The organism is Phyllobacterium sophorae (assembly GCF_003010965.1).
GTDB classification, from domain to species: domain Bacteria; phylum Pseudomonadota; class Alphaproteobacteria; order Rhizobiales; family Rhizobiaceae; genus Phyllobacterium; species Phyllobacterium sophorae.
This window is the reverse complement of record NZ_PGGM01000014.1, coordinates 58,521-71,562: the sequence shown is the minus strand read 5'-3', so window position 1 is coordinate 71,562 and position 13,042 is coordinate 58,521. Positions and strand designations below refer to the sequence as shown.

General features: G+C 56.6%; 14 protein-coding genes. 1 reads left to right on the top strand and 13 read right to left on the bottom strand.

Annotated elements, in window-relative coordinates; all coding sequences use genetic code 11:
* Window positions 1–5: 5 nt before the first annotated feature.
* From efeB to pcaD, 13 genes are all read right to left on the bottom strand, one after another.
* Window positions 6–1,310, bottom strand: coding sequence for an iron uptake transporter deferrochelatase/peroxidase subunit (efeB, locus tag CU103_RS24160; protein ID WP_106666695.1), 1,305 nt, complete (start codon window positions 1,308–1,310; stop codon window positions 6–8).
* A 12-nt stretch (window positions 1,311–1,322) separates the two neighbouring features.
* A complete protein-coding gene (gene efeO / locus CU103_RS24155; RefSeq protein ID WP_106666586.1) occupies window positions 1,323–2,513 on the bottom strand; it encodes an iron uptake system protein EfeO in 1,191 nt (396 codons plus the stop codon).
* 14 nt (window positions 2,514–2,527) lie between these two features.
* Window positions 2,528–3,370, bottom strand: a complete 843-nt coding sequence (efeU, locus tag CU103_RS24150; protein ID WP_106666585.1) for an iron uptake transporter permease EfeU — start codon at window positions 3,368–3,370, stop codon at window positions 2,528–2,530.
* A 247-nt stretch (window positions 3,371–3,617) separates the two neighbouring features.
* Window positions 3,618–4,337, bottom strand: a complete 720-nt coding sequence (locus CU103_RS24145; protein WP_106666584.1) for an ABC transporter ATP-binding protein — start codon at window positions 4,335–4,337, stop codon at window positions 3,618–3,620.
* A complete protein-coding gene (locus tag CU103_RS24140) occupies window positions 4,318–5,082 on the bottom strand; it encodes an ABC transporter ATP-binding protein (RefSeq protein ID WP_106666583.1) in 765 nt (254 codons plus the stop codon). The genes CU103_RS24145 and CU103_RS24140 overlap by 20 nt, the downstream gene beginning before the upstream one ends.
* On the bottom strand, window positions 5,079–6,086 hold the full coding sequence (locus CU103_RS24135; protein WP_106666582.1) for a branched-chain amino acid ABC transporter permease: 1,008 nt from the start codon (window positions 6,084–6,086) through the stop codon (window positions 5,079–5,081). Before CU103_RS24135 ends, CU103_RS24140 begins: the two co-directional genes overlap by 4 nt.
* A gap of 1 nt (window position 6,087) precedes the next feature.
* A complete protein-coding gene (locus tag CU103_RS24130; protein WP_106666581.1) occupies window positions 6,088–6,951 on the bottom strand; it encodes a branched-chain amino acid ABC transporter permease in 864 nt (287 codons plus the stop codon).
* A gap of 109 nt (window positions 6,952–7,060) precedes the next feature.
* On the bottom strand, window positions 7,061–8,233 hold the full coding sequence (locus CU103_RS24125) for an ABC transporter substrate-binding protein (RefSeq protein WP_106666580.1): 1,173 nt from the start codon (window positions 8,231–8,233) through the stop codon (window positions 7,061–7,063).
* A gap of 130 nt (window positions 8,234–8,363) precedes the next feature.
* Window positions 8,364–9,434 carry a 3-carboxy-cis,cis-muconate cycloisomerase gene (locus CU103_RS24120; RefSeq protein WP_106666579.1) on the bottom strand — a complete coding sequence of 357 codons (1,071 nt, stop codon included), beginning with the start codon at window positions 9,432–9,434 and terminating at the stop codon, window positions 8,364–8,366.
* Between the two features lie 3 nt (window positions 9,435–9,437).
* Window positions 9,438–10,052 (bottom strand): protocatechuate 3,4-dioxygenase subunit alpha, encoded by a 615-nt coding sequence (pcaG, locus tag CU103_RS24115; protein WP_106666578.1) that lies wholly within the window; start codon window positions 10,050–10,052, stop codon window positions 9,438–9,440.
* The gene (gene pcaH, locus CU103_RS24110) at window positions 10,052–10,792 is read right to left on the bottom strand and encodes a protocatechuate 3,4-dioxygenase subunit beta (RefSeq protein ID WP_106666577.1); all 741 of its coding nucleotides are present in this window, start codon (window positions 10,790–10,792) and stop codon (window positions 10,052–10,054) included. The genes pcaG and pcaH overlap by 1 nt, the downstream gene beginning before the upstream one ends.
* Before the next feature lie 12 nt (window positions 10,793–10,804).
* Window positions 10,805–11,209 (bottom strand): 4-carboxymuconolactone decarboxylase, encoded by a 405-nt coding sequence (gene pcaC, locus CU103_RS24105; protein WP_106666576.1) that lies wholly within the window; start codon window positions 11,207–11,209, stop codon window positions 10,805–10,807.
* Complete coding sequence (gene pcaD / locus CU103_RS24100) at window positions 11,206–12,012, bottom strand: 3-oxoadipate enol-lactonase (protein ID WP_106666575.1); 807 nt, start codon at window positions 12,010–12,012, stop codon at window positions 11,206–11,208. The genes pcaC and pcaD overlap by 4 nt, the downstream gene beginning before the upstream one ends.
* Before the next feature lie 101 nt (window positions 12,013–12,113).
* On the opposite strand from pcaD, the gene pcaQ reads away from it, so the two are divergent.
* Window positions 12,114–13,037 (top strand): pca operon transcription factor PcaQ, encoded by a 924-nt coding sequence (gene pcaQ / locus CU103_RS24095; protein WP_106666574.1) that lies wholly within the window; start codon window positions 12,114–12,116, stop codon window positions 13,035–13,037.
* Window positions 13,038–13,042 lie beyond the last annotated feature (5 nt).

The following is a 13,042-nucleotide window of genomic DNA, read 5'->3' as shown; positions in this document are numbered from 1 at the left end:
CCCCTTCAGGATTTGGTGCGGGTCATGGCGTGACCGGTTGCTTCCAAGAGTGTCCGGCCCACAAAATCGGTTTCATCCAATGGGCCGGGTGGTGTGAAGAAAAAGCCGCCGCCGATCGGCTTGATGTATTCCTCCAGTGGCTCACCGTTCAGCTGGTTCTGGACTGTGATGAAGCCTTTCTCCAGATCGGCCTGGTAACAGATAAACAGAAGCCCCTGCTCAAGCTGGCCGGATTTACTGACACCATTGGAATAGTTGAACGGGCGGCGCAGGATCAGGTTGGCGTTGGAGGCCAGTGTGCGCGTGTTGGCCATGCGAATATGCGCATCGAGCGGAGTAACCGTGCCTTCGGGATCCTTTGTATAATCCGGCACGTCGTGCTCCGAACTCCCGCCGAATGGCGCACCGGTTGGCTTTTTCCGCCCAATGATGCGTTCCTGCTCGCCAAGCGGCGTGCGGTCCCAGCGCTCGACGAAATTGCGGATGATGCGCACCGCCTGATAGGTGCCGCCATGGGTCCAGGCCGGCTCGTCGCCGCCTTCCGGCACCCAGACGATTTTATCCATCAGCGCGGCATCGGTGGCATCGGGATTTGCCGAACCATCCCGGAAGCCAAGGAAATTGCGGGCGCTTTCATGGCTTCCGTCAGGCTTTGGCGGCAGGACAGGTACTGAGCCTTCCTGCTTCCAACGCAAAACCATCAGATCGGGCAGATTCTTGAGGATATCACGCAGGGCGTGGATATTGGTGTCAGGTGTGTTTGACGAAATCTGCAACCCCAGGTCGCCATGACACAAATCCGCGTCCAGCGCATCATTGGGAAATGCCTTCATGCGCGAGAGCCGGGCGGGTTTATATGGCGCGAGCCAATCGCGCTGATCGAAGAATGATGCACCCAGGGACACGGTCATCGTCAAGTTGTCCGGTGGAACCACCGGTCCAAGGAGCCCGGAATCGGAAGGCGGAAGCTTATCGTCAAGCGCGGGCGGCGTGCCACCGGCCATGAGGAATGCAATCCGGTTCGAAAGCGTTCTGAACAGCCGCTCCACATCGTCAGGGGTGTTCGCCAGAACATGAAAGGATGCGATCATCCCTGCCGCCGGGCGGGGCGTGACAATACCCGCCTGGTGCGGGCCGTAGAATGGCTGACGCTCCTGCATCTTGTCGCTGACCGGCGCATCGGTGACCTGTCCGCCCTGATTTTCCGCCGCCCGTGCAGTTGTTAGCCCTGACGCCAATGCGCTGCCGGCCGCGGCTCCGACGCCGAGCAGCATGTTGCGGCGATTTGTGATCAGTTTGTTGTCGCTCATTGTCATTGCCCGTTACTCCAGTCCTACCGCCGTGTTGAGCTTGCCGATCCGCTCAGCCAAAGCCTGCATCGTCTGTGCAAGCGCTTTGCGGTTTTCTGCATTCACACTGTCATAAGGAGGAAAGCCATCCGGCCCACGCAGCGCCTTCAACGCGCTGTTCGCATCGGCAATGCGGCCATCGATATCGGCAACAACCGCCGGAGCAGCCTGCACGGCAACAGGCTTCAAAAGCGCCATCATCCGAGCGACGCCGGCAATGTTGGCTTCAAAATCCGCCAGATCGGTCTTTGCGTAATGGTCCTCGCCGGACGTGATTTTCGTTTCGGCAATCTGCCCGACAAGCCGTCCTGCGCCCTTGGCGATCTGTTCAGGAGGGATGCGCAAACCGCGAACACGGTCTTTGAGCGCTGTCACATCAGCAACCAGTTTCGCCGCGATGGGCGAAAGGCCATCCGTGCTGTTCTTAGCGTATAACCCATATTCGATGCGGTGGAATCCGGTGAAACCCGGGTCTTCCTCGCGTTTTTCCAGATAATCGGCGACTGGATCAATGGCGTTGTGAAGGTCAGCAAAGCGATCCGCCATCGGTTCGATCTGCTTATAGGGCAGCCGAGCCTTCTGATACGATTCCCGTGCCTTTTCGAGATCGCCCGCCTTGATGGCATCGTCCAGAGCCTGCGTGGCCTTCACCAGTGCATTGGTCTGCGTTACAAGAAACACCTGAAACTCAGCCAAGGGGCCAAGGTAGGCAACCAGAGCCGGTCGAGCTGCTTCCGCATCGGACTCGGCCGATGGAGTGACATGCAAGATTCCACGCGGACTATTGAGGAGACCGCAAGTGATCTCGTAGTCGCCTGCTTTGAGTTTTGCCTGGAGCGTCTGGCTGAAGCCCGGGATAATGTTTTCTCGTTCTTCGAGCACCATCACCCCATCAAGAATTTCCCATTCAAGGGCCCGGTCCGAATTATTGACGATGGTGAACGTCGAGCGGCCAGCGGGAACGCTGATTGTATTCGGATCGCACGTGCCGTCTTTGATAGTGACCACGATAGCGTCGCCCGAGGTTCCGGACTTCATGCCCTTTGATGCATAGTAGAAGGCCGCACCACCAGCAACGACGAGAAAAGCGGCTCCAACGACGGCGAGTTTCATCAGTCTTTGGGATGAAGGATGGGGCGAAGCGGAGCCGGCAGATGGCGACATGAAGGTCTTTCCGATCAGTTGGAGGGACGCGCTGCCTGCGCAGCGGCTGACCGCGTCGTAGCGGGACGCAGAAACATAAAGACGCTGACACAAAGGAATGCGACGTAGACGATCAGTTCGCCCAGTGTCGGCATATCCTGATACCCGAACATGCCCGACAAGAGTGTACCTAAGGGGCTGCCGACTGACAGAATGTGACTGAGATCGAAGACAACAGTTTGCAAGCTGTTCCAGACACCGGCTTCATGGAAATGGCGCAGCGTGCTCGCCAATATGCCGGCGGCAACTAACAGGATGAAAAGTCCGGTCCAGAAGAAGAATCGGCGTAGATTCATGCGAACGCCGCCCGCATAGATGCCGTAGCCGAGTACGATCGAAACCATAATGCCGAGCACCGCGCCGAGCGGCGCGTCGCCGTTGGTGCTCTGCTGGAATATCGCAAGAAGAAAAAACACTGATTCCAGGCCTTCGCGGGCCACGGCAAAGAATACCATGCCAATCAATGCCGGTGCCTGGCCGGTCGAATGGGCAAAAGCGGAGTCGATGGAGGTGTGCAGTTCGGATTTGATGGACCGCGCTGCCTTGCGCATCCAGAACACCATAGAGGAGAGCACCACAACCGCGATCAGACCCACAATCGCTTCGAAAAATTCCTGCGCCTTTTGTGGAAATTGGGCGCTCGCCAATTGCAGCGCCGCGCCGGTAAAAAGCGAAAGCGCGATCGCAAGCAGAATTCCAACCCAGATAGCGGGCATCCAGGCATCTCTTCCGGTCTGCTTGAGATAACTCGCGATAATGCCAACGATCAGAGCCGCCTCAATGCCCTCGCGAAGCATTATCAGGAATGGAACAAGCATAAATCAAAATCCCCGGCGCCGTCCTGGCATCCCTACAGGACCTGTGCGGCATCGCGCGAGTCATAGACTGCCGCGAAAAACGAAGCAATAACAATATATTAGAAGAATTCTAAGGAATAACCGGAGGAAATTTGTCAATTATATCCGTATGTTGAGTGTTTTAATCCACTATCGGATCCAGCCTGACATCGAGGCGCTTGTCGTCATGGCCACATTCTTTCCACATTTTGACGCGCACCGCGTCAACTCAGTGCGCGACACTCGCTACGCCAAGCAGTTGATCGACCGTATCGCGATCAGCAGCGAGTTGCTCTGAGGTGCCATCCCAAACAATGCGACCCCGTTCAAGGATGATGACACGCTCGGCAAAATCGAGAGCGCTTTGGATTCGCTGTTCAACGAGAAGGATGGTCATCTCGCCGCTGGATGCAAGACGCGAAAAAGCGCCCATCAGTTCCTCGCAAATAACTGGGGCCAATCCCTCGAGCGGCTCGTCAAGCAACAAGACTTTTGGCTTGCCAAGAATGGTGCGCGCTGTAGACAGCATCTGCTGTTCACCGCCCGAAAGTTTTGCCCCGGAATTGGCCTTGCGCTCATAAAGGCGGGGAAACATATCATAGGCTTCCTGGAGCGCGCTGCGCGGCCTGCCTTTAAGACCGACGAAGAGATTTTCCTCGACGGTGAGCGAAGGAAAAATGCTGCGCGATTGCGGCACGAAACCAAGACCGGCCCAGGCTCGCTGAGCGCTTTCCATAGGGGTCAAATCCACATCATCCAGTCTGATAGTGCCCTCATAGCGCCTCGTCTGTCCTGCAAGGGTTGCGAAAAGCGTCGTCTTGCCGACGCCATTGCGGCCAAGAATGGCAACGCGCGATCCTGTCTCAGCGATCAAGGAGACATTTTCGAGAACCCGCGTCAGGCCGTAGCCGGCGCTCAGGCCTTTGATCTCAAGCCGCGCTGCTGGCATGTGCATAGCTCCCCAGATAGGCTTCGCGCACCCGCGCATCTTGCGTCACGTCGCGAGGCGACCCGTCGAATATGATCTCGCCCGCAGCAAGAACGATGACCCGTTTGGCAAAGCGGAAGACCAGATCCATGTCATGTTCAATCATCAGCACGGCCAGATCGTCCGGCAACTGCTTCAGCGCATTTTCTATGAGATAAGTATCACTGTGCGGTACGCCTGCCGCAGGTTCATCGAGCAACAATACTTTTGGCCGCAAAGCCATTGCCAACGCGATTTCGAGCAGGCGCTGCTGGCCATAGGCGATCTCGCTGACCGGGATCCCCGCCAAGGCCACAAGATTGAGTGTCTCCAGAATTGCCCGTGTTTCGCGCATCACCTCCGGCAGTGCATGATAGGAACCTGCCATCCTGCCGGACTTTCCTTCGCGTTGCAAAATGGCAAGAGCCACATGTTCCTCCGGGGTCATTTCTGCAAACACGCGCGTCACCTGGAAGGAGCGGACAAGGCCGGCCCGCACACGTTTCATCGGATTGAACCTGGAAATGTCCTCGCCGCCCATCAGCACCCGCCCGGAATTTGGACGTAAATGTCCCGTCACCAGATTGACGAACGTTGTCTTGCCGGCACCATTTGGTCCGATCAATGCGATCCGGTCACCCTTCTCCATCGAGAGTGATACATCGCGTGTGACATCGAGCCCGCCAAAGGACTTTTTTAGCCGGTCAACCTGAAAGATTGCACTCATTTGCGGCCCCTCCCGTAGCGTTCAACGAGTGTAACGGCAGTGCCGTAAAGACCCTTGGGGGCGAAAAGTACCACGGCGATCAGCAATGCGCCGACGATGGTAAGCCAGTGGAAGGGATTTGCAGCAGACACAATGTCCTCGAACCACACGAAAACAATTGTGCCCACGAATGCCCCATAAAGCGAACCCGTGCCGCCAAGCACCAGCATGACCAGCGCTTCGGCAGAGTTGGTGAAGCTCAGGCTGTCGAGACCGACGACCTGCGTCGAGACAGCGTTGAATGCGCCGCCGACCCCGGCCACAGCACCGGAAATGACGTACATTTTGATCAAGCTCGCTTTGACGGACGCACCCATGGCGCTGACGCGAACAGGGTCTTGCCGTATGCCCCGGCAGAGCATGCCAAAGGGTGAGCGCACAAGAATACGCAACACAGCAAAGATGATCACCAGTAAGAGGATGCCAAACACATATGCCGTCCGCCCCCACAGATCGAAGGCGAAGAGTCCGAGGATCGGATCTGGTGCAATGCCGGAAAGGCCATCGCTGCCGCCGGTATATGCCGAGGCCTTGTTGGCTGCTTCATGGAAAAGGTGGATAACCGCGATCGACAGCACGAGTTGGGCAAGGCCATGCCCCCGCAGGATAACAACGCCGGAGACGAGACCCGCGACTGCACCGGCCAGGGCACCGATGGCGACCATGCTGAGCGGTTCGGTCATACCGAAGGTCACTGCCGCAATCCCGGCAGCGTAGGCACCGGCACCAAAGAGCGCGGCATGCCCAAGTGTCGCGACGCCGCAATAGCCGGTCACCAGGTCCAGCGACAACACCAGAAGCAGGATCGCAATGATGCGCGTCAACAACGCCAGATTGTTCGGGAACAGGAAATATCCCGCAATGGCAGCAATGATGATGATCCCCACGCCAATCAGGTCGCGTTGCCATCCACGACGAAGCGGAAATGCGTCAGTGATATCGTTCGAGACTTCGGTCACGCTCATATCATTTTGCCCTTCCCAGCAGCCCGCGCGGGAAGATCCAGACAATTGCAATCACCGCAAGATAAAAGAAGAACTCGCCATATTCCGGCACGAGATAACGGCCGGTCGTGTCGATCGCCCCGAGTAGCAGGCAGGCGATCAGCGCGCCAGGAATGGAACCGGCACCACCAACGGAAACGACGACGAGAAAGGTTACCATATAGCGCAGGGCATAGTAGGGTTCGACAGGTAACAATTCGGCACCGATCACCCCGCCAAAAGCCGCAAGGCCTACGGCCAAGGCAAAGCTTGCAGCGTAAACAATCTTCGTTCGCACACCCAGCGCCGCTGCCATGGCGGTATTGTCGACCGAGGCGCGCAGCTTGACGCCAAAGGAAGTGCGCTCGATGAGGTACCAGAGACCAAGCGCCACCGCGATACCGCAACCGATCGCGAAGATCTTGTGAGCGGCGATGGATCGGAACCCGAGATTGACGGGCCCCTGGAGCTCGGCGGGGAGGGGAATCGTTTTGAGGGTTGGCCCGAAGACATAGTTGGCAATGCCGATGACGCAGAAGGTGATGCCGATCGTCATGAGCACCTGTGTCAATTCGGGTGCACCATAAATACGCCGGTAGAGAAACCGCTCCAATGGGATTGCGATGATAATGGTCCCGACGACGGCGAGGATGACCGCAAAACCATAGGCAAGCCCGAGATCGCGAGCCGCATAGGAGGCGATATAGCCCCCGATCATGGCAAAGGCACCATGGGCAAGGTTGACAACCCGCATCAGGCCCATGGTCACGGAGAGTCCAATGGAGATGACGAACAAGACCATCCCATAGGCGAGCGCGTCGACCGCTATGCTAAAGAAAACTTGCATCTGAAATATCCCGCTTGGTGCATTGGGGCGGGCATCGCGCTCCAATGCAACTACTTGCAGCAGACCTTACTGCACGTGCGTCCAATGGGACGCACAAAGTTATGCGCTGTTATTTTGCCGCTGCCAGTCCCGGATCCGGCTGCTTTTCAAAAGTCTTGATTTCCTTGTTGTAGTAGGTGCCATCGTCACGCTTGGCGACCTCGCGCAGATAGATATTCTGCGTGATATGGCGGGTTTCGGGGTCGATCGACACGGGCCCCCGCGGACTTTCCCAAGAAAGCCCCTTCACCGCATCGACGGCCTTCTGAGCGTCCTGTTCACCGCCAGTCGCCTCGATCATCTTGTAGATGACATGCATACCATCATAGGCACCCACCGACGGGAACGAGAGTTCGGCAGGGTTTCCGATTGCCTTCTGAGCGGCTTCGACAAAGGCTCTGTTCTCTGGCGAATCGTGCGCGAGCGAATAATGGAATGTCGTCAGAATTCCGACCGCTGAATCACCGATTGCTGGAAGGTCGGATTCTTGCGTAAGGTCACCTGGCGCCAGAAACTGTATCCCGGCATCCTTCAGGCCATTCTCGTTGTAGGCTTTGACAAAGCCCAGCGTCGTCGGTCCCGATGGCAGAAAGGCAAACACCGCCTGCGCGCCGGAATTGCGCACGCGCTGCATGACAGGGCTGAAATCATTGGTTGAAAGTGGCATGCGTATGGATTCCACGACCGAGCCGCCCTCCTTCTCGAACGTGGATTTGAAAGCGTTTTCCGCATCGACACCCGGACCATAGTCGCTGACGACAGTTATGGCCTTTTCGATACCGCGTTCCCGGGCGATTTTCGCCATGGGCGCCGAAGTCTGCCAAGTGGTGAAAGACGTGCGCACGACATAAGGGCTCTTGGTAACGATCGCCGAGGTGGCAGCATTCATCACGACGAGCGGCACATTGGCCTGCTGCAGCAGAGGCGTAACCGCCATGGCGTCAGGGGTGAAATAGAAACCGGCGAGATATTGCACGCCTTCCTTGACCACCAGTTCCTGCGCCAGCGCTTTCGCCTGGGCGGGATCGGCCTGCGGCACATCACGGTAGAGTATTTCGATGGTGTCTTCGCCAATCTTGTCGCCATGGGTGGCAATATAGGCGTCAATTCCCGCTTTGAAATTTTTGCCCTGGATGGCGAATGGGCCCGAGATCGGACCTACCACACCAATCTTGATCACGTCAGCATAAGCGGCACCGCTTATCAGCACGGCTGCGGCTGCGGCCAAAATAAGTTTTTTCATCGTTCCTCCTCGATCCCTTCTGGCTTGGCCAGCTCATCTCCTCGTCTGGCCACAACGGGCATTGTGCTCAGTTTCTCATACCGGTTGGTAATGTAAAATGAAAATCATGCGCTATTTCATAATCAAAAGGTTATGTTTTCGTAGTGATATCAAGACCAATTTTCATGACCGAACCGAGCAAGCTTGCCGCTGTACGCACAGACGCAACTGTGGCGGTCACCATGCCTGGCAATATCATCCACTCCAGAGTCCAGGCGGCGCCTGAACGTTCCTGTTCATGAATCAGCGCGTGATGCATGGCGGAAACCTGGGTAGCGTTGAAGCGCGCCAGCGCGACAAGAAGCTCGGCCAAAACCGGATTGTGCTTGTGCGGCATGGCCGATGATTTTCCACCGCCACTGAGTGAAATTTCGTTGCCAGCCTGCGCAAGAAGCGCAATATCCTGACCAATTTTGCCCAAAGAGCCCGAAATTTGTGACAGGAAATCCGTAAACTGGGCCACGATATCGCGCTGATTTTGCCATTGCGGCACATCTTTAAGACCAAGGATATCCGCCATTCTCTTGCGCACAGCAGGCCCTTTATCCCTCAATTTATCCAGCGTTCCTGCCGCACCACCAAACTGAACGACCGGGAAATCTTGCTTCAAGACATTGAGTTTTTGGCAATTGCGAAGAAGCGGCCCGCGCCAGGCTTCGATACGGTCGTGCACCGTGATCTCAATCGCCGCCTGCATGCGGGTATATCCCGTTAAACCGCTATCCCCGAATGCGTTATCCAGACGGTCGAGTTCAACCAGGATATCGGACATCCCGGCATCAATATGTCTAAGAACCGGCTTGAGGCGTATCATCAGGCTGGTATCGATCACGTCCTGACTGGTGGCACCGAAGTGCAACGCTGCGCGATGTTCGTGAGGGACAGTTTCATGCAACTGGCGGATAAGTTCAGGCACGACAACACCATCCAGCGCGACGGCCGCCCGCAAGGCTGCGACATCCGGCGAAAACGTGCTGCAGGCCAGTTTTATGGCTTCAGCTGCCGAATTTTCTATAATTTTTTCAGAAGCTTGTGCCTCTGCCAAGGCAGATTCGAATGATAGCATAGCAATAACATCGTTCTCAGCTGAGAACCATCTTGCAGCTTCGTCGTCGCCGATCAGGCCAGATAGGAACGGATGATCAAACGGAGAAATACTCATCACTTACACATCGAAGAAGATGGTTTCGTTGTCGCCTTGCAGATGGATATCAAAGACAAAGGCTGATCCTTCGCGCTTGGCGACCAGCGTGGGAACACGGTTTTTGTGCTCGATCCGCATCAGGATTGGATCCTGGGCATTGGCTGCTTCTTCATCGTCGAAATAGATCCGTGTTTGCAGCCCGATATTGATGCCACGCGCAACAATCCAAACGCTGACGTGCGGCGCCATCAATCGCCCATCGTTGAAGGGGACCTGTCCCGGTTTGACGGTTTCGAAAATGAACTCTCCGGTTTCCATATTGGTTGGGCAGCGTCCCCAACCAGTGAAATTTGGATCGGCCGCGCCACGCAGCTCCGACGGGCTGTTGTAAAGGCCGTTGCTGTCGGCTTGCCATATCTCGAGTAACGCATCACGCAAGGGCGTTCCGGTGCCATCAAAGACACGCCCGCGAATGGTAATGCGCTCGCCAAGGGTCTTCTCATTGACCATGGCAACGCCAAGATCAGCCTCGTAGACCCCGGCGATGCCGCAGAAATTCGGCGTACACCCGATATGGACGTAAGGGCCGGCGGTCTGCGACGGTGTTTCCTTCAAACACTCCAACTTCTGGACCATCAGTTGCCCTCCACACGGTTCTCGAACAGTGTCGAACGGCGGCCGCGCAATACGATGTCGAACTTATAAGCGCGGGCATCCATAGGGATGGTGTTGTTCATATCCAGCGCCGCGACGAGCTGTTCGATAGCTGCCTTGCCCGGGATCGACCTGACAATGGGGCAATTCCAGATCATCGGGTCACCTTCGAAATACATCTGCGTGATCAGGCGCTGGACAAAACCGTGCCCAAACACGGAAAAATGAATATGCGCCGGACGCCAGTCATTCACGCCATTTGGCCACGGATAGGCTCCGGGCTTGACGGTGCGAAAACGGTAATAACCCTCCTCGTCGGTGATCGTCCGCCCGCATCCGCCGAAATTCGGATCGAGCGCCGCAATATATCCTTCGCGTTTGTGGCGGTAGCGCCCGCCGGCGTTGGCCTGCCAGAATTCCAGCAACGCGCCAGCGACACCTTTGCCGCGCTCGTCAATCACGCGGCCATGCACGATGATCCGCTGACCGATGGCGCTCTGACCGGGCTTGGCGAAATTGTGGATGAGGTCATTGTCGAGCTCTCCAAGAATCGAGTGTCCGAAGACAGGGCCCGTTATCTCCGATAACGTATTGTCGAATGACAACAAGGCTCGCTGCGGTGAGCGTACGACACTCGTCTTATAGTCGGGCGTATAGGCCGGAGGATGCCATTGCCTGTCGCGCTGGAAGAATGCACCGGTTTCCAGTTTCTTGTTAGACATCACCGCCTCCCGTTACGCTGCCTTTTCGGCTTCCAGCTCTTTATAGACCCGTTTTGCCAGCTTGATCGCGTGATTTGCCGCCGGAACACCGGCATAAATCGCTACATGTAGCAGAGCCTCGCAAATGTCGTCCTTCGTTGCACCCGTATTGGCAGTTGCCCGGATATGCATGACCAGCTCTTCTTCCTGCCCCAATGCGGCCAACAGTGCGATCGTCACGATCGATCGTTCCCGCTTGGTCCAGCCCGGCCGGGACCAGACATGACCCCACGCCGCTTCCGTAATCAATTCCTGAAACGGCTTGTCGAAGTCCGTCTTGTTGGATTCGGCAGTATCGACATGGGTATCTCCCAATACGATCCTGCGCGTTTCCATGCCTTGCACGTAGCGACGAGATGGAACAGCCGCACCCCTCATGATTTTTCTCCAAGCTGGAATTCATCGATGAAAGCCCGCATTACGGCCGAGAGCGCCTCCGGCTGCTCGACGCACGGAATGTGCGCCGCATCCTTGATCACCTCGTAGCGCGAGCGCGGGATGAGCTTGGCGAGTTGAAGCACAAGGTCCGGCGGGGTCGAGCCATCCTGGTCGCCGACAATGCAGATCGTCGGAACGGCGATGCGCCCGGCAGCTGCCGTGAAATCGGCGCCACTCAATGCAGCGCAGGTACCGGTGTAGCCGTCGGTCGGCTGGCGAACGAGCATATTGCGGTATCCGGCGAGCTCCTCGCCGCGCTGTGCGTGGAAGGCGGGCGTGAACCAGAGCTTGAAAATATTGTCGGCGATGGATGCTATCCCGTCCTTTTTCACCGCAGCAATGCGCGCGGCCCAGGTCTCGGCGGTCCCGATCTTGTGTGCGGTATCGCAAAGAATCAGGGCGCGGACCAAATCGGGTCGTGCCGCATAAAGGCCCTGCGCCACCAAGCCACCGACAGACAAGCCGCAAATAACTGCGCTCTTGACCTCGAGATAATCCAACAGGCCGGCAAGGTCGTCCACGTGATCGTTGATGGAATAAGGCGGCGTTCCCAGATCGGAAAGACCGTGCCCGCGCATATCATAAGTGACGACAGCAAAATCGCCCACAAGACGAAGGATCACGTCGCGCCAGATGCGCAAATCTGTCCCCAGCGAGTTGGCAAAGACCAAGATGGGTTTGCCTTCCGGCGCACCGATCAGCTGATAGTGCAGCGTAACGCCATTGATAGAAGCGAATTGCACAGAAATTCTCCCAAGCTGCTCGTGGTCACAATGGATTATGCATTTGGTTCAGTAAAATGATATCTTGCCACATTCCCTTAACCTGTGGGTTATGAAAAGCGATGATCGACAGCCGTATCAAGTTTCGTCACCTTCAAACCTTCCTGGAAGTCGCCCGCCAGAAAAGCGTGATGAAAGCCGCCTCCATCCTTCATATCAGCCAACCGGCCGTGACGAAAACCATTCGTGAATTGGAGGAAGCGCTTGGTGTGGCCGTTTTCGAGAGGGAGGGACGTGGCATACGGATCACGCGCTATGGCGAGGTGTTCCTGCGCTATGCGGGCGCGGCGATTACGGCTTTGCGGCAAGGTATCGATTCTGTCACCAATGAGCAGTCGGGGGAGGGCATACCAATCCGCATTGGCGCCCTGCCCACGGTTTCGACGCGCATCATGCCCCAAGCGATCAGCCTGTTCCTTCAGGAAAAAACCCAGAGCCGATTGAAAATCGTCACCGGTGAAAATGCCGTTCTTCTCGAACAGCTGCGCCTCGGTGACCTTGATCTCGTGGTCGGCCGGCTTGCCGCGCCGGAAAAGATGACCGGGTTCTCATTTGAGCACCTTTATTCCGAACAAGTTGTATTTGCAGTGAGCGCCCGCCATCCTCTCCTGCACGCCCATGGGGATATTTTTACGCGTCTAGCCGAATTTCCCGTATTGATGCCGACGCGTGCATCGATCATCCGGCCCTTTGTCGACAGGTTCCTTATTGCCAATGGCGTCGCCAAGCTGCCGCAGCAGATTGAAACCGTCTCTGACGCTTTTGGCCGCGCCTTTGTACGTTCGAAAAATGCAGTATGGATCATCTCGGCGGGCGTCGTTGCAAATGACATCGAGGACGGCACACTCGCTTTGCTGCCTATTGACACGACGGAAACCAAAGGTCCGGTGGGTCTGACAATGCGTGCCGATGTGACCGCCTCGCTGCCGTTGATGATCCTGATGCAGACGATCCGAGAAGCAGCGAACACCGTCAGGATAACCTGACCCCA